Annotated in this window: 18 protein-coding genes and 1 pseudogene; 8 read left to right on the top strand and 11 right to left on the bottom strand. The window is 70.4% G+C overall.

Translation table 11 applies throughout. From position 1 onward, the window contains the following. Positions 1–10: 10 nt before the first annotated feature. Positions 11–2,533: an MMPL family transporter gene (locus tag AC2W7J_RS00175; RefSeq protein WP_485980819.1), complete on the bottom strand. Its 2,523-nt coding sequence runs from the start codon at positions 2,531–2,533 to the stop codon at positions 11–13. Positions 2,534–2,686: 153 nt separating this feature from the next. Between AC2W7J_RS00175 and AC2W7J_RS00170 the strand changes: the two genes are divergently transcribed. The 3 genes and pseudogenes from AC2W7J_RS00170 to ppdK all read left to right on the top strand — a co-directional run bounded on the left by AC2W7J_RS00170 (position 2,687) and on the right by ppdK (position 7,265). Further along, on the top strand, positions 2,687–3,844 hold the full coding sequence (locus AC2W7J_RS00170) for an MFS transporter (protein WP_485980817.1): 1,158 nt from the start codon (positions 2,687–2,689) through the stop codon (positions 3,842–3,844). An 80-nt stretch (positions 3,845–3,924) separates the two neighbouring features. After that, on the top strand, positions 3,925–4,437 hold the full coding sequence (locus tag AC2W7J_RS00165; protein WP_485980816.1) for a GNAT family N-acetyltransferase: 513 nt from the start codon (positions 3,925–3,927) through the stop codon (positions 4,435–4,437). A gap of 111 nt (positions 4,438–4,548) precedes the next feature. Beyond that, positions 4,549–7,265, top strand: a pseudogene (gene ppdK / locus AC2W7J_RS00160) (pyruvate, phosphate dikinase). A 280-nt stretch (positions 7,266–7,545) separates the two neighbouring features. On the opposite strand, the gene AC2W7J_RS00155 reads toward ppdK, so the two are convergent. Then, positions 7,546–7,785 (bottom strand): hypothetical protein, encoded by a 240-nt coding sequence (locus AC2W7J_RS00155; RefSeq protein WP_084449710.1) that lies wholly within the window; start codon positions 7,783–7,785, stop codon positions 7,546–7,548. A gap of 93 nt (positions 7,786–7,878) precedes the next feature. On the opposite strand from AC2W7J_RS00155, the gene AC2W7J_RS00150 reads away from it, so the two are divergent. Beyond that, positions 7,879–8,781: a LysR family transcriptional regulator gene (locus tag AC2W7J_RS00150; RefSeq protein WP_255184645.1), complete on the top strand. Its 903-nt coding sequence runs from the start codon at positions 7,879–7,881 to the stop codon at positions 8,779–8,781. Here AC2W7J_RS00150 and AC2W7J_RS00145 read toward each other — a convergent pair. Together AC2W7J_RS00145 and AC2W7J_RS00140 are read right to left on the bottom strand one after the other, a co-directional pair. Continuing rightward, positions 8,690–9,358, bottom strand: a complete 669-nt coding sequence (locus AC2W7J_RS00145; protein WP_485980814.1) for a GNAT family N-acetyltransferase — start codon at positions 9,356–9,358, stop codon at positions 8,690–8,692. The two genes, AC2W7J_RS00150 and AC2W7J_RS00145, sit on opposite strands and share 92 nt — an antisense overlap. After that, positions 9,355–9,765 (bottom strand): DUF1801 domain-containing protein, encoded by a 411-nt coding sequence (locus AC2W7J_RS00140; RefSeq protein WP_485980813.1) that lies wholly within the window; start codon positions 9,763–9,765, stop codon positions 9,355–9,357. Before AC2W7J_RS00140 ends, AC2W7J_RS00145 begins: the two co-directional genes overlap by 4 nt. A 725-nt stretch (positions 9,766–10,490) precedes the next feature. Here AC2W7J_RS00140 and AC2W7J_RS00135 point away from each other — a divergent pair. After that, a complete protein-coding gene (locus AC2W7J_RS00135; RefSeq protein WP_485980811.1) occupies positions 10,491–11,501 on the top strand; it encodes a hypothetical protein in 1,011 nt (336 codons plus the stop codon). A gap of 66 nt (positions 11,502–11,567) precedes the next feature. On the opposite strand, the gene AC2W7J_RS00130 is transcribed toward AC2W7J_RS00135, so the two are convergent. The 4 genes from AC2W7J_RS00130 to AC2W7J_RS00115 all read right to left on the bottom strand — a co-directional run bounded on the left by AC2W7J_RS00130 (position 11,568) and on the right by AC2W7J_RS00115 (position 14,114). Continuing rightward, positions 11,568–12,107, bottom strand: coding sequence for a type I restriction-modification enzyme R subunit C-terminal domain-containing protein (locus AC2W7J_RS00130; protein WP_255184650.1), 540 nt, complete (start codon positions 12,105–12,107; stop codon positions 11,568–11,570). Then, positions 12,104–12,280: a hypothetical protein gene (locus AC2W7J_RS00125; protein WP_255184651.1), complete on the bottom strand. Its 177-nt coding sequence runs from the start codon at positions 12,278–12,280 to the stop codon at positions 12,104–12,106. The genes AC2W7J_RS00130 and AC2W7J_RS00125 overlap by 4 nt, the downstream gene beginning before the upstream one ends. Further along, positions 12,253–13,227: an Abi family protein gene (locus tag AC2W7J_RS00120; protein WP_485980809.1), complete on the bottom strand. Its 975-nt coding sequence runs from the start codon at positions 13,225–13,227 to the stop codon at positions 12,253–12,255. Before AC2W7J_RS00120 ends, AC2W7J_RS00125 begins: the two co-directional genes overlap by 28 nt. A gap of 140 nt (positions 13,228–13,367) precedes the next feature. Beyond that, positions 13,368–14,114: an N-acetyltransferase gene (locus AC2W7J_RS00115; RefSeq protein ID WP_255184653.1), complete on the bottom strand. Its 747-nt coding sequence runs from the start codon at positions 14,112–14,114 to the stop codon at positions 13,368–13,370. A gap of 263 nt (positions 14,115–14,377) precedes the next feature. On the opposite strand from AC2W7J_RS00115, the gene AC2W7J_RS00110 reads away from it, so the two are divergent. Next, positions 14,378–16,489 (top strand): NAD(+) synthase, encoded by a 2,112-nt coding sequence (locus tag AC2W7J_RS00110; RefSeq protein ID WP_485980808.1) that lies wholly within the window; start codon positions 14,378–14,380, stop codon positions 16,487–16,489. Here AC2W7J_RS00110 and AC2W7J_RS00105 read toward each other — a convergent pair. Continuing rightward, positions 16,403–17,413, bottom strand: coding sequence for a DMT family transporter (locus AC2W7J_RS00105; RefSeq protein ID WP_485980806.1), 1,011 nt, complete (start codon positions 17,411–17,413; stop codon positions 16,403–16,405). The two genes, AC2W7J_RS00110 and AC2W7J_RS00105, sit on opposite strands and share 87 nt — an antisense overlap. On the opposite strand from AC2W7J_RS00105, the gene AC2W7J_RS00100 reads away from it, so the two are divergent. Next, complete coding sequence (locus AC2W7J_RS00100; RefSeq protein ID WP_485980804.1) at positions 17,412–18,818, top strand: aminotransferase-like domain-containing protein; 1,407 nt, start codon at positions 17,412–17,414, stop codon at positions 18,816–18,818. The two genes, AC2W7J_RS00105 and AC2W7J_RS00100, sit on opposite strands and share 2 nt — an antisense overlap. On the opposite strand, the gene AC2W7J_RS00095 is transcribed toward AC2W7J_RS00100, so the two are convergent. Beyond that, the gene (locus AC2W7J_RS00095) at positions 18,811–19,107 is read right to left on the bottom strand and encodes a hypothetical protein (RefSeq protein ID WP_255184655.1); all 297 of its coding nucleotides are present in this window, start codon (positions 19,105–19,107) and stop codon (positions 18,811–18,813) included. The genes AC2W7J_RS00100 and AC2W7J_RS00095 overlap by 8 nt on opposite strands. Before the next feature lie 116 nt (positions 19,108–19,223). On the opposite strand from AC2W7J_RS00095, the gene AC2W7J_RS00090 reads away from it, so the two are divergent. Next, positions 19,224–20,687 carry a cytochrome P450 gene (locus AC2W7J_RS00090; RefSeq protein WP_421007928.1) on the top strand — a complete coding sequence of 488 codons (1,464 nt, stop codon included), beginning with the start codon at positions 19,224–19,226 and terminating at the stop codon, positions 20,685–20,687. Positions 20,688–20,690: 3 nt separating this feature from the next. Here AC2W7J_RS00090 and aztD read toward each other — a convergent pair whose 3' ends face one another. Further along, on the bottom strand, positions 20,691–21,989 hold the full coding sequence (gene aztD / locus AC2W7J_RS00085; protein WP_485980801.1) for a zinc metallochaperone AztD: 1,299 nt from the start codon (positions 21,987–21,989) through the stop codon (positions 20,691–20,693). Positions 21,990–22,036 lie beyond the last annotated feature (47 nt).

The raw sequence follows: 22,036 nt of genomic DNA, 5'->3' as shown, positions 1-22,036 counted from the left end.
CGACCCGACCCTATGAGCCGCTGACGGGCTCCGCTGTGGCCGAGGTCTCCCCCTTCGTCACCGGACCCTGCTCCAGGGCGGCGCCCTCGACGTCGAGGTCCGGCAGGATCCGGTCGAGCCAGCGGGGCATCCACCAGGCGCCCTCACCGAGCAGGTGCATTACCGCAGGAGTGAGGGTCATCCGCACGAGGAGCGCGTCGACGAGGACTCCGACGGCGAGCGCAAAGCCGATCGGCCGGATCATCGTCAGGTGGGCGAAGATGAAGCCCGCGAAGACCGCCGCCATGATCAGGGCCGCGGCGAGCACGACCTTGGCGCCGTGGGTGAAGCCGTGCCGCACCGCAGCGCGGGCGTCGGCGCCGTGAGCGTGCGCCTCCTTCATCCCGGACACGAGGAACATCTGGTAGTCCATCGCCAGGCCGAAGAGGACGCCGATGAGCATGATCGGCATGAAGCTGAGCATCGGCCCGGGGGTGTCGACACCGAGGATCGAGCCGAGCCAGCCCCACTGGTAGACCGCGACGGCGGCACCGAAGGACGCGGCGACGGACAGCAGGAAGCCGGCGGTCGCGACGAGCGGCACGAGGATGCTGCGGAAGACGATGGTGAGCAGGACGAGCGAGAGCCCGATGACGATCGCCAGGTAGGGAGGAAGCGCGGCGGCGAGCTGCTCGGAGATCTCGATGTTGGCGACGGTCTGGCCGGTGAGGCCGATCTCGGAGTGCGTCGCCGTGCCGATCGGTCCGGCGCTCGCCTTGAGGAGGCGGACGGTGTCGCTCGTCTCCTTGTCCGCCGGGCCGCCTACGGTGACGACCTGGAAGGCGAGCGTGGTCCGGTCGTCACTGACCCCGAAGGGGATGACCGCCTTGACGCCGTCGACGCTGCGCAGCTCCTTGACGAGGTGGCTCTGCTCGACGAGGACCGCGTCCGTGTCCTTCGCCGGCTCGTCGAGGGTTGCGACGGCGATGATCGGACCGTTGGCCCCGGCGCCGAAGTTGTCCTCGACCTCGACGTAGGTCTGGTGGGCGGTGGACTCAAGCGGCTCACTCGACCCGTCCGGCAGCCCGAGGCGAAGGGAGAGCGCCGGCACCGCGATGATCCCGCACAGGGCGATGACAGCGAGCACGACGAGCGCGGGTCGCTTCGTCACGCCGTCGACGTAGCGCGACCCGAAGACCTGGTCGGTGTCGGGCCGGGCGGCACGCTTGGCCCACGCGCGCTTCGAGATGACCCGGCGGCCGACGACGTGGAGCAGGGCCGGGGTGAGCGTCAGGGCGACGCACACGGCGACGACGACGGTCGCGGCGGCGACGAGTCCCATCTGGCCGAGGAGCGGCACGGGGGTGATGACGAGTGCGGTGAGCGCGATGGCGACGGTCGTGCCGGCGACGACGACGGCGCTGCCCGCGGTGCCGACGGCGTGCGCGATGGAGTCGGTCATCTCGCGCCCGTCGAGCAGCTGGATGCGGTGCCGGTTGACGATGAAGAGCGCGTAGTCGATGCCGACGGCGAGGCCGAGCATGAGCGCGAGCGCCGGGGTCATCGCGTGCATGTCGAAGAAGTGCGTCGCGGTCATGGCCCCGGCGAGGCCGACGCCGACGCCGAGGAGGGCACCGGAGATCGGCAGTCCGGCAGCGATGAGCGAGCCGAGGGCGAGGGTGAGCACGATGGCAGCGATGACCAGGCCGACGACCTCACCGGGACCGACGAGGGTGTTCTCCTGGGTGATCTCGACGCTGTACTCCGTCTGGATCCCGACGTCGTCGAGCTGCTTCCCGATCTCGACGATCGCCTCCTTGACCTCGGGGTCGACGGAGTTGGTGTTGGTGTCGAACTGGATCTGGGTCAGCGCGTAGCCGTCATCGGTGACAAATCGTGTGTCCGCGGCCCCGTGGGCGACGATCGTGCCGGCGTCGTACTGGGTCCGGCCGGCCTTGAGCTTGCGCTCCCCCTTGGCGTAGTCCTTCTTGGCCTTGGCCATCTTCTTCTCGCCGTCCTTGACCTGCTGGCGGATCTCGGCGAGGTGCGGGCTGTCGGGGTCGTTCTTCTCGAAGTAGTCGATCCACGCGTTGCCGTAGTCGAGCTGGCCCTGGGCCTTGGAGATCTTGACCCAGGCCTTGTCGAGGTCCTTCTGACCCTTGTCGAGGTCCTTCTTCGCCTCCGTCAGGTCGGTGCGCGAGTCGTCGAGGGTCCGCTGGTTGTCGAAGGGGTTGATGACCCGCTTGACGCTCGGCTGGTCCTCCCACTCGCCGTAGACCTTGTCGATCGCCGTGCGCTGCTCGGAGGTGAATGCGCCGTCCTCGGTGTGGAGCACCACCGTGCCGAAGCCGCCTGCTGCGTCGGGGATCTCGGTCTGCAGGTTGTCCAGCACCTCCTCGAACTCGCTCCCGGGCACCGACACCTCGTTGGTCAGGGGGCGACCGAAGGCGGCGGCGCCGGACCCGGCCAGCACGAGGACGACGAGCCACGCCGCGAGCACGCTCTTGGCGTGGGTGGCGCACCAGCGGCCGAGGCGGTAGAGGCGAAGTGCCATGCGAGTGATCTCCTGGTCGAGTCTTCTACTTCCGTAGAACAGTCATCTACAAATGTAGAGGTAATGTCGTTGAGAGGTCAAACGGTGGGAGAGAATGGATCGGTGAATCTCCTTTCGCCCCCCACGGTTGCACGATCGTCCACCGATGGTCGGGTGGGGACAGCCCTCGCCGCCCTGGTGCTCGGGGGCGTCGGCATCGGCGTCACCGAGTTCGTGACGATGGGGCTGCTGCCGGAGATCGCCGAGGGCATCGGGACCTCGATCCCCCGGGCCGGCCACACGATCTCCGCCTACGCGCTCGGCGTCGTCGTCGGCGCACCGACGATCGCGATCTTCGGCAACCGGCTGCCGCGCCGCGAGCTGCTCGTCGCCCTCATGCTGCTCTTCGCCGCGGGCAACGCGCTGAGCGCGCTGGCGACCGGCTACGAGCTGCTCATGCTCGCCCGCTTCGTCTCCGGCGTCCCCCACGGCGCCTTCTTCGGCATCGCCTCGATCGTCGCCTTCGACATGGTGGCGCCCGGCCGCGGCGGCTGGGCGGTCAGCCGGATCATGCTCGGCATCCCGATCGCCAATGTCGCGGGCGTGCCGCTGGCGACCTGGCTCGGGCAGCAGACCGGCTGGCGCTCGGCCTACTGGCTCGTCGCCGCGATCGGCCTGCTCACCGCCGCCCTCGTCGCGACCGTCGTGCCGCACCAACCCGCCGACACCGAGGCCCGGGTGAGCAGCGAGCTCGCGGCCTTCAAGGACTCGCAGGTGTGGCTGACCCTGCTCGTCGGGTCGATCGGCTTCGGCGGCGTCTTCGCGATGTACTCCTACATCTCGCCGATCCTGCGCAACCAGACCAGCCTGCCCGCCGACGCCGTGCCGGTCTACCTCTTCCTCTACGGCATCGGTGGCCTGCTCGGCACGATGATCGCCGGGCGCCTTGTCGACCGGTCGGTGCTCAAGACCCTCGTCGGGTCGACGATCGCCACGGGGGCGACCCTCGCGCTCTTCGCCTGGGCGGCCGACTGGGCGATCCCCGCCGGCATCGTCCTGCTGCTCATCTGCATCTCCGTCTCCGCCTTCGTCCTGGCGCTGCAGCTGCGGCTCATGGAGGTCGCCGGTCGGGCCCGCACCCTCGGCGCCGCCGGCAACCACGCCGCACTCAACATCGCCAATGCCCTCGGCGCCTGGCTCGGCGGGGTCGTGCTGTCCGCCGGCTGGGGCTGGCGCGCCCCCTCGCTCGTCGGCGCCGGCCTGTCCCTCGCCGGCCTCGTGACGCTGCTGATCTCCCTTCGCATCCACCGCGGTCGCACGACGCTGGACTGACCGTCACCCTTCGCCCTTGGCCCCTTCGAGACGCTTGCTGCGCAAGCTCCTCAGGGACCGGAGGGCATATCGTCGGCCCCATGGCGCACCCCGACATCCGCCCGGCCTCGCCGGAGGACCTGCCCGACCTGATCCGTCTGGTCAAGGACCTGGCGACGTACGAGAAGGAGCCGGACGCGGCCGTCGCCACCGAGGACGACTTCCGCGCCGCGCTCTTCCCCACGGGCAAGGGCGCGACGCCGATGGCCTGGTGCCACGTCGCCGAGGCGGGCGAAGGGAGGGACCGCCAGGTCGTCGGGATGGCGCTGTGGTTCCTCACCTTCTCCACCTGGACCGGCCGGCACGGCATCCACCTCGAGGACCTCTACGTCGAGCCGCGGCACCGCGGGTCGGGCTTGGGCAAGGCGCTGCTCGAGACCCTCGCGCAGGAGTGCCGCGAGCGCGGGTACAAGCGGCTGGAGTGGTCCGTGCTGCGGTGGAATGCACCGTCGATCGCCTTCTACGACTCGCTCGACGCGACCCCGCAGGACGAGTGGCTGACCTACCGGCTCGACGGTGACGCTCTCGAGGCGCTCGGCCGCGACGACGACTGAGCGGACTCCCCCTTCGCCCCCGCCCGTCCGGCCACGTGGAACCGGACGTGGAGATCCGGGTCACGCCTGCCATAGTGGGCGGGTTCCACGCACGCATTTGGGAGGCACCCGGTGATTCAGTACGTCCACATGTTCAGCGAGGGCGATCGCGACCAGAAGGATCTGCTCGGCGGCAAGGGGGCCAACCTCGCCGAGATGGTCAAGCTGGGCCTGCCGGTCCCGCCGGGCTTCACGATCACCACCGAGGCCTGCCGCGCCTACCTCTCCGAGGGACGCGTGCCGCCGGAGGTGCGCGTCGAGGTGACCCAGCGCCTGCGTGACGTCGAGGACCTCATCGGCCGCACCCTCGGCGACTCCGAGGAGCCGCTGCTGCTCTCCGTGCGCTCCGGGGCGAAGTTCTCCATGCCCGGTATGATGGAGACGGTGCTCAACGTCGGCCTCAACGACGACACCGTGCACTCGCTGGCCTCCTTCGCCGGCGACGAGCGCTTCGCGTGGGACTCCTACCGGCGCCTCATCCAGATGTTCGGCAAGACGGTGCTCGACATCGACTCCGAGCGCTTCAGCGACGTGCTCGACGCGCACAAGGAGCAGGCCGGGGTCCAGGCGGACGTCGACCTGACCGCCGACCACCTCAAGGAGGTCGTCGCGGAGTTCAAGCAGATCGTGCTCGACGAGACGGGCAACCCCTTCCCGCAGACGCCGCGTCGCCAGGTCGACATGGCGATCGAGGCGGTCTTCCGCAGCTGGAACACCGAGCGCGCCCAGCTCTACCGCCGCCGCGAGCGCATCGCCGACGACCTCGGCACCGCGGTCAACGTGCAGGCGATGGTCTTCGGCAACCTCGGCGAGACCTCGGGCACGGGCGTGTGCTTCACCCGCGACCCCTCCTCCGGTCACTCCGGCGTCTACGGCGACTACCTGCCCAATGCGCAGGGCGAGGACGTCGTCGCCGGCATCCGCAACACCCTCGCGCTCACCGACCTCGAGCAGCGCGACCCCGAGGCCTACAAGGAGCTGCGCGCCGCGATGCGCCGGCTCGAGACCCACTACCGCGACCTGTGCGACATCGAGTTCACCATCGAGCGCGGCAAGCTGTGGATGCTGCAGACCCGCGTCGGCAAGCGCACCGCCGGTGCCGCCTTCCGCATCGCGACCCAGCTCGTCGACGAGGCCCTGATCACGATGGACGAGGCGCTCGAGCGGGTCACCGGCGAGCAGCTGAGCCAGCTGCTCTTCCCGCAGTTCGACCGCGAGGCCGAGCGCACCCTCATCGCGACCGGCATGGGCGCCTCCCCCGGCGCCGCCGTCGGCGCCGTGGCCTTCGACAACGCGAGCGCCGAGGCCAAGCAGGCCGAGGGCAGCTCGGTGATCCTCGTGCGTCGCGAGACCTCCCCCGAGGACCTGCCCGGCATGATCGCCGCCGCCGGCATCCTCACCGCGCGCGGTGGCAAGACCTCCCACGCGGCCGTCGTCGCCCGCGGCATGGGCAAGTGCGCCGTCGTCGGCGCCGAGGACCTCGTCGTCGACGTGGCGAGCAAGGAGATCCGGGTCGGCGAGCACGTCGTGCGCGAGGGCGACACGATCGCCATCGACGGCAAGACCGGCGAGGTCTTCCTCGGCGACGTCCACGTCGTCGACTCCCCCGTGATGACCTACATCTCCGAGGGCATCGAGGCCGCCCGGGCGATCTCCGACGGCCAGGAGACGACCGAGCTCATCGAGGCCGTCGACCGGCTGCTCACCCACGCCGACGCCCGTCGCCGGCTCAAGGTGCGCGCCAACGCCGACACCGGCGAGGACGCCCAGCGCGCCCGCGACCGCGGCGCCGAGGGCATCGGCCTGTGCCGCACCGAGCACCAGTTCCTCGGCGAGCGGCGCCAGCAGATCGAGCGGGTCGTGCTCGCCGAGACCGACGAGGAGCGCGATGCCGCCCTCGCCGAGCTGCTGCCGGCGCAGATCGAGGACTTCGCCCAGCTCCTCTCCGCGATGGACGGGCTGCCGACGACGATCCGGCTCATCGACCCGCCGCTGCACGAGTTCCTCCCCGACCTCACCGACCTGACGGTCGAGGTCGCCCTGGCGGAGGAGCGCGGCGAGGGTGGCCCCGAGATCGAGCGGGCGCGCGCGCTGCGCGACGCGGTGCGGGCGATCCACGAGTCCAACCCGATGCTCGGCCTGCGCGGCGTGCGCCTCGGGCTGAAGATCCCCGGCCTCTTCGGCCTGCAGATCCGCGCCATCGCCGAGGCCGTCGTGCGGTTGCGTGAGGAGGGCAAGGACCCCCAGCCGGAGATCATGGTCCCGCTCATCGGCTCCAACCGTGAGCTCGTCATCGTCCGGGCCCAGGCGGAGGAGATCATCGCCGAGGTCGCCGAGGCGCACAACCAGTCGATCGACCTGCCGATCGGCTGCATGATCGAGCTGCCGCGCGCGCCCTCACGGCCAACCGCATCGCGCAGACCGCCGACTTCTTCTCCTTCGGCACCAACGACCTGACCCAGACGACGTGGGGCTTCTCCCGCGACGACGTGGAGACGGCCTTCTTCCCGAAGTACCTGGAGAACGGCGTGCTGACGATCTCCCCCTTCGAGACCCTCGACGCACTCGGCGTCGGCGAGCTCGTGCGGATCGGTGTCGACAAGGGCCGGAGCACGCAGCCGGGCCTGAAGACCGGCGTCTGCGGCGAGCACGGCGGCGACCCGGAGTCGATCCACTTCTTCAACGAGGCCGGCCTCGACTACGTGAGCTGCTCCCCCTTCCGCGTCCCGGTGGCGCGCCTGGAGGCCGGCCGCGCGGTCGTGCTCACCGACGACGTCGGCACCCGCTGACCGGACCTCGTCCGGGCACGTCCGGGCCTCGAGACCGCACAGGGCGGGACTCCCGACGAGGGGGTCCCGCCCTTCGTCATGCTGGCCCGGTATTGAACCGGTAGCCCCGGGAGCCGGCGGGCCCCTTGGACTGCTGCCGGCTTCCAGGGCTACCGGTTCAACACACAACCTTCATGACGCATGGGCGTCAGTACCTCGTCCGGGCACGACGAAGGCCCCGCACCACATGGTGCGGGGCCTTCGTCACGTCCGGGCTGGATTCGCCCCCGGACGGTCGCGCTCAGCGCGTGGAGAGGACCGGGTGGAAGCGGTCGCTCATCCGGTTGTCGTAGGGCGCGTTGTAGCGCGGCGCCGACTCGGCGGAGACGATGAGGTCCTGCTTGGACGTGCGGGTCTCGTCCTGGGACATGGCGGCCAGCTCGGCGGCCATGCGGGTGTGGTCGGAGTCCGGGCCGGCACCCCAGTGGCGGTTGGCGGCGGGACGAAGGGCGTTGATGTAGGTCATCCAGAGCTTCTCCATGGCCACAATGATGTCAGCGTCAACTATCCGTGACCAATGCAGTTTTGTGGCAGATCATGCAGGTTTGCTTCATCATCGGCTACTCTTCCGGGCATGGTCGACGCCCACCGACTCCGGACCTTCTTGTCCGTCATGGCCTCCGGCTCGGTCAACGCCGCCGCCGGGCACCTCGGCTACTCACCGTCGGCGGTGAGCCAGCAGATCGCCGCGCTGCAGAAGGAGACCGGGCTCACACTCTTCACCCGCCACGGGCGCGGGATCGAGCCCACACCGGCGGCCCACACGCTCGCAGCGGAGTCCGAGCAGCTCATGACGGAGCTCAAGCGGGTCGATGCCGTCGTCGACGACCTGCGCGAAGGGAGCACCGGCTCGCTGGCGATCGGGTACTTCGCGTCGGCGGGCTATCGGTGGATGCCGCAGCTGGCCAAACGCCTGCAGGCGAAGATGCCCGAGCTGACCCTGCAGATGGTCCTCACCGAGGGCTACCCGCGCGGCGAGGCGCCGATCGTCGACATCGACGTCGTGCCCGCCGACCCCACCACCTCGGTCCGGGCCGGCCACCTCGTCACTCCCCTGATGACCGACCACTTCGTCGCGCTCGTGCCGGCCGACCACAAGCTCGCCGGCCGGCGCCGCGTCGAGATGGCCGAGCTCGCCGACAGCCCGTGGATCAGCAACGACATCTCCGCCGGCATCACCCAGGACATGGTCGACCGGGCTTGTCGCGCAGCGGGGTTCCGGCCCCGCTACACCGTCGAGGCGCAGGACCACTACACGGCGACGGCCTTCGTCGCGGCGGGCGTGGGCATCACGGTCCTGCCCGACCTCGCCAGCCGCTCGATCCCCAAGTCGGTGCGCCGACTGCGCCTGACGAACCCCAACCCGGTGCGCGACATCGTCGCGCTCACCGCGCCCGTGGCCCGGTCCAACGAGGCGGCGAAGCTCGCCGTCGATCTGCTGCAGCAGATCGCCGCCGCCTCTGCCCGGCGGCGGTGACACCCCCTTCGGCTCTGGGCCACTCCTCGCGCAGGATCCCGTAGGTGTAGCCGTCGACCCAGCCGAGCTCGGCGTGCCACGAGTCCTTGACGCCGTGCTGCTCCCTGCGCATGCCGATGCGCTCCATGACCCGCCACGACGGGGTGTTGTCGGCGAAGCAGCCGGCCGTCACCCGGTGCAGCCCGAGCTCGTCGAAGGCGATCGACAGCAGGCCGCGCGCCAGGTGCGTGCCGTGGCCGCGACCGGCGTGCGCGGGGTCGATGGTGTAGCCGAGACTGCCCTGGGCCCGGCTCCAGATGTCCTGACCGGCGTGGACCTGACCCATGGCGTCCCCGATGGACAGCGAGCCGGTCCCCACGAGCTGACCGTCGACGTGTGCGGCCACGCCGAGGCTGTCGGGGTCGTCCTCGAGCCAGCTGCGCGTGTACGTCTGCGGGTCGACGGTCGTCAGCAGCAGCCACCGCGTGACCTCGGGGCTGTTGCGCCAGGTGAGTGCCTGCGCGATGTCGTCGGGTGTCGGTGGGCGAAGGGAGAGTGGCCCGGCCTGTCGTGGCCAGGCGAGGTCGGCGACCTTCACTCGCCGGACCCCGCCCAGGACCGCTCGACGAGCTCGCGCAGGACGTCGGCGTCGACGTCCTCCAGTCGCTTGATGTAGACGCATCCCTTGCCGGTGGTGTGCGTGCCGAGGCGGTCGAGCAGGTCCTCGTTGGACCCGTAGAAGGTCAGTCCGTAGAGCGTCAGCGCTGCCTTGCGCGGGGCGAGGCCGATGCGGAACCACTCGTGCTCCTTGCCGTCGGCCGTCGTGTAGGGCTGGGCGCCGAAGCCGATCATCGACGGCCCCCACACGACCGGCTCGGCCCCGGAGACCTCGCGCATGAGGTCGAGCACGGCCTGCGCGTCCGCGCGGCGGCGCTCGTCGGCCACCGTCGCGAGCACCTCGTCGGGAGCAGTGTCGGTGGGCTTCGTCTTGCGGTCGCTGGCCATGGACCGAGGCTAGTCCGGTTGGAGGCCGTCACTGAGGGACGCGAGCGCACGCACCCGCGGCCGGGGCTGGCACAGCCCCAAGTCAGGACTCCGAGACGGACCTCGCCACGTGCCCTAGGGTTGGGAGCCAAACCTAGGGGGGTTACGTGCCACAGTTGACACATGGAGCCGACGTCGAGCGACTGCACGACATTGCGGCATCGCTCGGCGAAGAGTGCGAGAAGATCACGACGTTGAGTCGACAGGGGTCAGCAATGGCCGACGTTCTCAACTCGAACTGGTCCGGTACGGACCAAGCGACCTTCCAATCCGAGTGGTCCGCATCCGTCACCGCCTTGACGTCCGCTGCCAGTGCACTCCGTGCGTGGTCCGCGCGCCTCCTAGAGCAAGCCGAGGACCAGGTGCAGGCAAGCACAGCCGCACGTGGAGGCGCGGCCAGCGGGAAACCGGCCCCACTGACCGGTCAGCCGCCGGCCACGCCCGGGCCCACGACGTCCAGAGGTCAGTCCGCGCAAGCGACCAGCACGTCACAAGCGGCTGTCGGCAGTCGAGCTCCTGATGTCAACAAGGTCGACAATCAGGTGGTCGGCGGTACCGGCGGACCAGACCCGCACCGACCCGACGGGTTGGGAACAGGGAGACCTGGCACGGCTGCGCCGACCAAGCCGAGTGCACCTGCATGGACTCCACCCGATGGAGGCGCGGGCAAGCACGACTCCCAACCGGTGTCGAAGGACGCGCTCCAGACTCTGGCGAAGGCGCGCGGCATGGTGGCTGGAGCGAGAGTCAAGGGTTGGGACGACGCGGCCAGACACATGGACCACTACCTCGACGGATCCGGCGAGCCACTCGGGGTGGACGTGGACGAGTTGATCCGAGACAACGGCACAGTGGCCGATGCGATCAAGCAACGCGAGAACGATGTCGCCTCTGCCGCCGTGGAGAAGGCTCGCAAGGAGGGCGTCCACGGCCCCGTGACCTACCCGGTCAACACCACGTGGGCTCACACCTTCGCCGACAACAGTCAGAACTGGTACTACGCGACGAACGGCATGGCACACAACGCGGCCGGTCACGTCACGGTCTACCCGCCTGACACGCCCAACGGGAAGTGGCGCTACGAGATGGAGACCCAGGTCAACTACCGGGACCGCTACAACTTCGACGACGGGAAGTCTGCTCCGGTGAACGGAGACACCGTCCCGGACAAGGACCTGGCCGACCTGCACCGCGCCGGCTTGGCCAAGGAGTACACCCTGCACGGCACCTCATCGACCGACGTCGGTCAGGCAGCATCTCGTGAAGGTGCTCGCCATCTCCGGGGCCACTCTCCTCGCGGCCGCGTGCACCGCCGGCTGGCCGAGTCCGCCGCCCACCACCACCCCCACAACGTCGAACGTCGCGCTCGAGACGTCACCGCGGAGGTCGGGATCGCTCTCCCAAGGGGCGCCGAGGTGACGAGCACCCACAACATCGCGGATGAGCCGACGACGTACCGCATCATCTTCACTGCCCCTCACGACTCCGTGCGCGCTTGGTGTGCCGACGAGATCGGAAGCGACCTCCCTGCAACCGGTCTCACGGAGCAGGACCAAGAGCTGCTCGGGGTGGACTCGGCTCCGGAGGGAGCAAGGATCTGCTCCGCGCTCTCGAGCAACCACACGTGGCAGCAGACCGCACTCGTCACCACCGACACCCCGGCGAAGGTCCGACTCGCGGTCTACCGAGCGTCATGACCGCGGCCTCGAGCAGGCTGAGACAGCACAGAGGTGGATCCGCTCTTTCAGATCCGGTCCCCGGTCTCACGCACCTCGTGGCTGAGCCCGGAACTCCACGTCGCGGAGGATCTCGACGATGTCGTCAACTGCGCTCTCGTCGACGATCAGCTCGACGAAGCGCACCTGGTGGACGTCGAAGCGCGCACCGTCGAGGTAGCCACCGAAGGCCTCCTTGGCCGCTTCGCGGTCGAGCCCGACGAGCGACCTCACGAAGAGCCCGAGCCCGCGCGCCTTTTCAGCCGCCCGCTCCACGTCCGCGGCAGCCCCGGCTCCGCTCTCCAGCAGCATCTGCTCGAGCGCGCTGAGGTCACCCTCGGTGAGCTGCCGGTTACGCCGCAGCCGCTGCAGGGCGATGTTGCTCTCGTGGGAGCGCAGGTAGGCACTGGCCTTCGCGCGGAAGCGCTCCATGTCGGTGCCCGGCACCGTCCCGGGCAGCGTCACCTCGGTCGCCTCACCGAGCTCGTCGGCGAAGTCCGTGTAGACCGGGTTGCGTTTCGTCTTCTCCACCAGGCGAACGAGCGCCCGCAGCTTCAGGCGCATCTGCTCGAGCATCGGGAGCGTCACATCGACCCACCACTCGTCACCCGCCACGGGACGAGATAACCGTCGGCGACGGCTTCGTCGAGGCTGTAGGCACCGGTCGGGACACCGTACTCGAGCTGGAAGAGCCGGTAGGTGTTGTGGTCGACCTCGTCCTTGGGCGTGGCGGTCAGCGCGCGAACCGGCCCTGCGACCACAGTGGCGTGGCCTGCCAGCCCTCTGGGAACCCCATCTCTCCCACCGACCGCCCGGGCAAATCTTGGAACGTGTCCTCCACGAGATTCCTGACCTTGGAGGTCCAAGAACTCCCGGGCGACGTCCCCTGCAGCAGGTAGCCCATGAGGGTGAGCGCACCAAATGCTCGCTCGCTCTGCCCCTCGGGCAGGCACTCAAGGGCGTCGATCGTCCTCAGTCCAGCCGTCCCAACAGGGGTGAAGGACCGATTCCACACACGGCCATGGTGCGCTGCGCTGTTCCGGATGACAGTCAAGTGCTCGAGCCAACGTGCCAGCGGATGCACCTTTCTGCCCTTCTTCCGCTGGTTGGCAGTCAATCTTGCTTCGTCGACCCGGACGCCAAGGCGCTCCGCAACTGTCCACTGATCACGAACGAGCATCCCGTCGTAGAGCTTGGAGACGTCCGAAAAGTCCAGGACCTCCGTCAGGACCCAGATCGGCACCCGCCCGCCGTACTTCTTCTCGTAGTGACGGATCGGCTCACTGTGTCTCTTGGCACGATCAACGCGCCGCCGTGCTGTCGCCAACCACTCCGAGTGCTCGAAGGCCGGGCGGAAGAGGCTCGGGTTCTCATAGCCCAATGGGTCGTGCTCCGCGATGCGGTAACTGACCCTGCTCCGCAGAGCCACCTCGATGCGCTCGACCCCGTCATGGATCTGGGTCCTGAGCTTCCGGTCAAACTCATACAAGCGGACGACGTCGTCGAACCTCGCATCCTGGACGAACTGATCCCCACGGACGCCTGTGTTGAGTGCCCGGTACGGGTACCAGTAGCCGCTAAGGCGGTAGTACCCGACCACCGTTAGCCACCGCTCAGCTTCGTCTCGATCCAGCATCATCCCACGCGCTCGCAGCAGCTCGACCTGCTTGCCGATCGTGGTGAATGGCTTGACCACCTGCTGGGCCATGCGTCCCCCTACATAGAGATCCAGCCCGCACCAAGCGAACTTGGGCGGGCTGAACGATTGCGGACAACGCTACCATCCCCAGGCGTCAGCCAGAAGCGCCCGGCGCGGTTTCGAGGCTCGGCCGCGGGCGGCCTCACACCTCACCCAGCGAGGGGGCGCAGGTCGTGGTGGACCCAGACGTTGGGCTCGACGTAGACCGCGTGGTCGTTGGCCAGGTCGACGTGGACGGGGGCGAGGCCCCCTTCGACCTCGACGGACCCGTCCACGTCGAAGGGCAGACCGGTCCACTCCCGCCACTGGGCCAGCGTGCCGGGGATCGTCATGGACAGCGGCGCCACCTGCACGATGCGGCCGCCGAGGCGCACGTGGGCGCGCAGCCATGGGTCGACCGGCAGCCCGTCCTCGCGGACCCGACGCGCGTACTCGTCTGCGGCAGTGCGGGGTTCGAGCCACTTGCGGGTCGGGCGGACCGGGCCTAGGAGGTCACGGCAGCCGAGCGCGGCATAGCGACGCCGCGCCTCGGCGAGCAGCGCGCCGCTCAGCCCCTCGCCCCGTCGGTCCACCGCCACCCGGGCCTCGATGAGGCTGATCGTCGACAGGTCCGGGGCTTCCCCCTTCGCCGCCAGCCACTCGGCCTCCTGCATCGCGGCATCCCAACCACGAGGCGGCAGGTCCGCCAAGGCATGACCGAAGGGCACCGCGTGCAGCCGCGCTACCGCGGCCTCGCCCTCCATGACGACGAGGTGCAGCTGCGGGAAGGCGTCGACCGCCGCCTCGTAGGCCCGGTCCGAGGTCGGGTCCTGGAGCATGAAGGTCGGCCAGTCCCCCGCGATCGACCAGAAGGCGTCGACGAGGTCCGGCCGCTCGGCGAGCGAGTGCGTCTGCATCGGTCCATCCAAGACGAAGGGAGCCGCCCCGACCAGTGGGTTTTCGCCCGCGGGTCGAAGAAGGAATGCCCGCTCGAGCGAGCGTTCCTTCTTCGACCGGGCCGCGGAGACGCCTGCGCACGTCGAGCGGACGGGGAGGAGGTCCGGCGCAGCGTCAAGCCGAAGTCGAGAACGACAACGCGACCACGGGAGAACGAAGGACTTCGGCAGCGCGCCGGGCCTCCTCGCCGGGAGCAACCGGGCAGGGGCCATAGGCTCGGGGCATGACGGATCGCGACTTCCGCAACCTCTACCGCCACGGCTTCGCGCGGGTGGCGGCGTGCACGCTGCCGGTGACCATGGCGGACCCGCGGGCCAATGCCGCGGCGATCCTCGAGCGGGCCCGGCACGTGGGCGACCAGGGGGCGGCGGTCGCGCTCTTCCCCGAGCTGAGCCTCACCGGCTATGCCATCGACGACCTGCTCCTGCAGGACGTGCTGCTCCGCGAGGTCGAGGCGGCCCTCGTCGACCTCACCCGGGCCACCGCCGACCTGCTGCCGCTCGTCGTCGTGGGCGCCCCCCTTCGCCACCGCAACCGCCTCTACAACTGCGCGGTCCTCATCCACCGCGGCGAGATCATCGGCATCGCGCCCAAGGCCTACCTGCCCAACTACCGCGAGTTCTACGAGAAGCGGCACTTCGCCGCCGGCGCCGGCATCGTCGACGAGTGGTTCCGGCCGACCTTCGCCCAGGGCGAGGACGCCGCGGTGCTCGACGGCGTCCCCTTCGGCACCGACCTGCTCGTCCACGTCGACGACGTGCCGGGCCTCGTGGTCCACGTCGAGGTCTGCGAGGACATGTGGGTGCCGGTCCCGCCGAGCGCCCACGCCGCCCTCGCCGGCGCGACCGTCCTGCTCAACCTCTCCGCCTCCCCCATCACCGTCGCCCGGGCAGAGGACCGGCACCTGCTCGCCCGCTCCGCCTCGGCCCGGTGCAATGCCGCCTACGTCTACGCCGCCGCGAGCGAAGGGGAGTCCACCACCGACCTGTCGTGGGACGGCCAGACGATGGTCTACGAAGGGGGCGACCTCCTCGGCGAGTCCGAGCGCTTCCCCTCCGGTCCCCGCGAGACCCTCGTCGACGTCGACGTCGACCGGCTGCGCCAGGAGCGCCTGCGGCAGGGCAGCTTCGACGACAACGGCGTGGCCCTGGGGATCGGCTCCGAGTCGGCGCCATACCGCGACCTGCACCTCGAGCTCGAGGCACCCACCGGCGACCTCGGGCTGCTCCGCCCGCTCGACCGCTTCCCCTTCGTCCCCGACGACGAGGCCCGCCTCGCCCAGGACTGCTACGAGGCCTACAACATCCAGGTCTCCGCGGTGGAGCAGCGGCTGCGTGCCATCGGCGGCGCCGACTGGCAGCCCAAGATCGTCATCGGCGTGAGCGGCGGGCTCGACTCGACCCACGCGCTGCTCGTCGCGGCCAAGGCGATGGACCGGCTCCAGCGGCCGCGCACCGACATCATCGGCATCACGATGCCCGGCTTCGCCACGAGCGACCACACGAAGACCAATGCCGTCGCCCTCATGGAGTCGCTCGGCATCACGTGGGAGGAGCTCGACATCCGGCCCACCGCGACGCAGATGCTGCGCGACATGGGCCACCCCTACGGGCTCGACCCCGACGCCAACCACCCCGACGAGGTCTACGACGTCACCTTCGAAAACGTCCAGGCCGGGCTGCGCACTGACTACCTCTTCCGCATCGCCAACCAGCGCGGCGGCATCGTCCTGGGCACCGGCGACCTGTCCGAGCTGGCCCTCGGCTGGTGCACCTACGGCGTCGGCGACCAGATGAGCCACTACGGGGTCAACGCCGGCGTGCCCAAGACGCTCATGCAGCACCTCGTGCACTGGGTCGCCGACACCGGCCAGCTGCCGGAGGTCTCCGAGACGCTGCGCTCGGTCCTCGCGACCGAGATCTCCCCCGAGCTCGTCCCGAGCAAGGACACCGACCGGCCGCAGTCGACGCAGGACAAGATCGGGCCCTACGCGCTGCAGGACTTCACGCTCTTCCACGTGCTCCGGCGCGGGGACCGGCCGAGCAAGATCGCCTTCCTCGCGGAGCAGACGTGGTCGGACGCGACGAAGGGAGAGTGGCCCAGCTCCGTCGCCGAGGAGGACCGCGGCGCCTACGACCTCGCCGAGATCAGGAAGTGGCTCGTCGTCTTCGTGCAGCGCTTCTTCGACAACCAGTTCAAGCGGTCGGCGCTGCCCAACGGGCCGAAGGTGCTGCCGGGCGGCGCGGTCTCACCGCGAGGCGACTGGCGGATGCCCAGCGACGCGGCCGCCACCCGCTGGCTCGCCGACATCGAGGACAACGTCCCGGCGGGGTGAGCCGCCGGGGGCGGTCTGCCGCGAGCGGACCGCCAGGGCGGCGCAGAGGATGACGGCGATCCCGCCCACCAGCGTGAGCACGGTGACCTGCTCGTGGAGGAAGAGCGCCGCCCACGCGATCGTCATGACCGGCTGGGTCAGCTGGACCTGGCTCACCCGAGCCATCGGCCCGATGGCCAGACCGCGGTACCACGCGAAGAACCCGAGCCACATGCTGACGACGGCGAGGTAGCCGAAGGCCGCCCACTCCACGGGGCCGGCCTGCGGGGGCGCAGCGACCCACGCGCTCGCCGTGAGCACGGCCATGACCGGGCTGCTCACGACGAGTGCCCACGAGACGGTCTGCCAGGCCCCGAGCTCACGAGCGAGCAGGCCCCCTTCGGCATATCCCACGGCGGCGGCCACGACCGCGCCGAAGAGCAGGATGTCGGGCGCACCCACGCCACCCAGACCGCCGCCCTGGACGACGGCGAAGCCCACGGCGACCACGGCACCCACGATCGAGGCGATCCAGAAGGTGCGCGGCGGCCGCTCACCGACCCGCAGCACCGCGGCCACGGCCGTCGCTGCCGGCAGCAGGGCGATGACGACGGCACCGTGCGCCGCCTCGGTGCGGGTGAGGGCGAAGGAGGTGAGGAGCGGGAAGCCGACGACGACCCCGCCGGCGACGACCACCAGTCGCCACCACTGCGCGCCCTGCGGCAGACGCTGCCGGGTCCAGGCCAGCGCTGCGGCGGCCAGACCGGCCGCCACGACGGCTCGCCCTGCCCCCACGAGGAGGGGTGAGAGCGCACCGCCTCCGACGGCGACCCGGGTGAAGGGCACGGTGAAGGAGAAGGCGAGGACACCGAACAGTCCCCAGAGTGGACCCGAGGCGGGTATCGGAGTCGGCGGGGAGGCGATAGCGCTACTGTGCTCTCTCATGAACGACGATAGCAGTTCACGGATCGTCGACGAGCTCCGCACGTGGATCGCCACGGCTGCACCGGGGGCCCGCCTGCCGTCGACCCGCACGCTCGTCCGGCAGCACGAGGTCAGCCCACTCACCGTGCAGAAGGCCCTGCGCTCCCTCGTCGCCCTCGGGCTCGTCGAGACCCGCCCCGGGGTCGGCACCTTCGTGCGGGCACCACGGACAAGCCGTCCGCACGACTTCGGCTGGCAGACCGCGGCGCTCGGCGCGCCCCGCCGGCAGATCCCGGCCCAGTCCCGAGCCCTGCAGCCGGTGCGGCACGACGCGATCGCCTTCCACTCCGGCTACCCGGATCGCGACCTTCTGCCCGAGCGGCTCGTCCGGTCCGCCTTCACCCGGGTCGCTCGCACCGACGCGGCCATCGCCCGCCCACCGTCGTCGGGGCTACCCGAACTCCAGTCGTGGTTCGCGGCCGAGCTCGCCGCTACGACGCCCGCCTCCGTGTCGGCGCCCGGGCCGCAGGACGTCATCGTCGTGCCCGGCAACCAGGGCGGCCTCACCGCCTGCCTGCACGCGCTCGTCGGAGCCGGACGCCCCCTCGTCATCGAGTCACCGACCTACTGGGGCGCGATCCACGCCGCGGCGCAGGCGGGCGTCGAGCTGGTCCCCATCCCCAGCGGGCCGCCCGGCCCCGATCCCGACGTGCTCGCGCAGGCCCTCGCACGGTCCGGGGCGCGAGCCTTCTACGCCCAGCCGACCCACGCCAACCCGACCGGAGCACGGTGGTCGACCCAGCGCGCTGACGCGGTCCTCGCGGCGGTCCGGGAGCACGGCGCCTTCCTCATCGAGGACGACTGGGCGAGTGACTTCACGCTGACGGGCGAGGCCACGCCCCTCGCCGCCCGCGACGACGGGGGCCGTGTCGTCCACCTGCGGTCGCTGACCAAGAGCGTCGCGCCATCCGTGCGGGTCGCCGCCGTCACGGCCGCGGCGGCACACGAGCGCATCCTCACCGAGGTCCGCGCGGCCAACATGTACGTGAGCGGCGCACTGCAGGCCGTGGCCCTCGACGTCGTCACGCAGCCTGGATGGCGCACTCACCTGCGCTCGATGCGGCGTGAGCTCGCCGACCGGCGCGACCTGCTCGTCGCGGCGGTGTCGGAGCACCTGCCGTCCGCTCACCTGACCGCCATCCCCACGGGCGGTCTGAACCTCTGGATCCGGTTACCGGACGGGACCGATCTGGGGCGCCTGACGAGCGGCTGCGAGGCGAAGGGGGTGCTCGTCGCCCCGGGCGACGAGTGGTTCCCGGCCGAGCCGGTCGGTGCGCACCTGAGGTTGAACTACTCCGGCCCCAACCCCGGGGCCTTCGTCGAGGGCGTGCGCCTCATCGGCGCCACCCTCGACGAGATCACTTGATGCCGACCGACGCGCTGTCGGTGGCGGTGTCACCCTTGCCGTAGGTGTAGGAGCCCAGGCCCATCTTCGACATGACGACACCGACGACGATGGTCAGCACGGCGAGCACGGCCGCGACGACACCGAGCATCGGGCTGAGGACGACGACCGCCCACGTGCCCACGGCGCCAGCGATGATCCCGAGCGTCATGACGGTCCACCACGCGGGGTTCTGGGACTCCCCGAGGTCCTCGACAGCGTGCGGGCCGGTCGGGGGGTGCGAGAGACGCTGGTGCTTGTGCTTGCTCATGGCGCACATCATCCCATGCGGGCCGCGCCGATCGGCAAGGGCCGATCCCTCGCCATGCCGTCCGGCGAGGTCTACCGTGAGTCGGGTCACTACACCTGACGAAAGGACCCGGCACCGTGGCCGTGACCGACACCCTCGTGGACCATCCCCCGACGACCGGGATGGGGTGGGCGGACCACGACTTCCCGCACCCGCCGGGTCGTCGTCGGGTGCTGGGTGACGCCTTCCGCAAGGGCATGGACCCGACCCAGCCGGTGCAGAACATGCTGCGGCTCGGGGCCGATCTCGGGCCGATGTTCGAGATGCTCGCGCTGGGCCGCAAGTTCGTCTTCGCCCGCGGTGTCGACCTCGTCGGCGAGCTGTGCGACGACCACCGCTTCACCAAGGCGCTCGCCCCGGGCGTCGAGGACCTGCGGATGTTCGTCGGCGACGGCCTCTTCACCGCTCACAGCCACGAGCCCAACTGGCGGCTGGCCCACGACCTGCTCATGCCGGCCTTCAGCAAGTCGGCGATGCGCGGCTACCACGACGTCATGGTCGAGGCCACGGACGAGCTGATCGGGGTGTGGGACACGGCAGCAGGCGAAGGGAGGACCGTCGACGTCTCCCCGTGGCTGACCAAGCTCACCCTCGAGACCATCGGCCGGGCCGCCTTCAGCCACACCTTCCGCAGCTTCGAGACCGAGGAGGTCGACCCCTTCGTCACGACCTTCGTCGCGGACATGTCGCACGCGGCCTCCCGGTCCAACCTGGCGGGCCTGCCCTTCGCCCGTCGGTGGGTGCGTCGCCGGGACGCCCGCGCGCTGGAGCGTCACGCCCACATCGACCGGCTCCTGCGCGGAATCGTCGCCGAGCGGGAGGCGAGCGGCGACCGCCGCGAGGACCTGCTCGGCCGGATGATGCACGTGCCCGTCGACGACTCGGGCGACCTGCTCGAGGCGACGAACGTGCGCCACCAGATCCTCACCCTGCTCGTCGCCGGCCACGAGACGACCTCCGGCGCGCTCTCCTTCGCCCTCTACCACCTGGCCCGCGAGCCCGAGGTGCTCGCGCGGGTGCGGGCCGAGCTCGACGAGGTCCTCGGCACCGACCCCACCGCGACCCCGACCTTCGAGCAGGTGCCCAAGCTGCGCTACCTGCGCCGGGTCGTCGACGAGACCCTGCGCCTGTGGCCGACGGCACCGGGCTTCGCCCGCTCGCCGCGGCAGACGACGACGATCGGCGCCGACGGCTCGGCCGGCGTGCCCGGCGGTCTGCGGATGACGCCGCAGGACAAGGTGCTCGTCTTCATCCCGCTGCTGCACCGCGACCCCGACGTGTGGCCGGACCCGGAGCGCTTCGACCCCGACAGGTTCCTGCCGGAGCACATCCGGGCCCGGCCGGCCCACGCCTACAAGCCCTTCGGCACCGGCGAGCGCGCCTGCATCGGCCGCCAGTTCGCGCTGCACGAGTCCGTCATCGTCCTGGCCAAGCTGCTGCACCGCTTCGACCTGACGCCCGAGCCCGGCTACGACCTGAAGATCACCGAGCGGCTGACGCTCATGCCGGTGGGGTTCCGGGTGGGCCTGACCCGGCGCTGACCATCAGCCGAGGGTGCCGTCGATCTCGTTGGGCACCACCGGCAGGGCGCCGCTGCTGATGACCTCGCCGGAGTGCAGGTCGACGAGGTGCAGCTCCTTGCTCGCCGGGTCGGTGACATAGGCGGTGCCGTCCTGGACGTGCACCGTCGGCCGGGGCTGCTGCCAGTCGCTCGGCTCGGTCCACTCGTCGACGACGTCGACGGAGCGGCTCACCTCTCCCTTCGCCATGTCGATGAGGTGGAGCCTGCCGTCGGTGCCGAGGACGACGCCCTCGCCGTCGGGTCCGCGCTCGAGCGAGCGGAAGGAGTAGCTGGCCGGCAGGTCGACGAGTCGGAGCGACCCGTCGCGGGTGTCCGTGACGCTCACCCGCGTCGGCCGCTCGAGCTCGGCATCGGGGTCGGTCTTGTAGTCACCCAGGACGAAGGGGGACTCCTCGCTGCCCGCCTGGTTGCCGATGCGCCCGTAGTCGTCCGGGGCGTCGACCTTGGTGATGTCGTCGTCCTTGACGAGCAGCAGCCCGTCCTCGCAGCCGAAGACGAGGGCGCCACCCTTCGCGGCCGCCTCGCCGTGGACTCCGGGGCACTCGTCGGACGAAGCGACCCTCGCTCCCTTCGCGTCGCGGATGACGATGCCGGAGCGCTCCTCCGCCGTGCCGACCGTCGTGACGATCGACCCGTCCTCGCGCTCGACGGCCACGCCGTGGTGCGGCGTGCGCTCGGCCCGTTTCGTCACCTCGGGCTTCGCGGTGGCGCCGTCCCGCAGGGCGTCGGAGTCGAAGGAGCGGATGGAGCCGTCCCCGTCGCCGTAGAGCACGGTGCGCCCGTCGTGGACGACGACGTGACCGGGGTGCTTGGCGGGGAAGGTCATGTCGGTGAGCGTCGGCCGGGTCGAGTGGTGGTGGTCGTGGTCGCCGTGCGGCAGGGACCAGCCCCCGAGGTCGAGGACGCGGAAGCCCTCGCCCTCGGTGACCATGAGGTGCCGCCCGTCCCCGACGGGGTTGAGCCGGGTGAATCCGGAGAGCGGGAACTCCCCGAGCAGCTCGAGCGAAACCGCGTCGAGGACGATGACGCCCTCGTCGTGGGTGATCGCCAGGCGCGCCGCCCGGCTGCCCTCCTCGACGGTCTTGCCCGAGGGCTCACCGACCGAGGTGGAGACGTCGGCGGCGCGCGGGATCGCCGAGGCGGAGGGGGCGGCCGAGCTCGTGGCGGAGTCCGTCGTCGTCCCGGTGCCGCACGCAGTGAGGCCGAGGGCGAGCAGGGTCGCGACGGAGAGGATCTGGGTGTGGCGTCGTGTCGTTCGCATAAGTGAGAACGATTATCGTTTTAGATATAAAGGTCAAGTCGAGGCAG

The sequence above is a fragment of the Janibacter sp. CFPM2_SD2 genome, from assembly GCF_057364645.1.
This window is presented reverse-complemented; position numbering and strand designations above follow the sequence as displayed.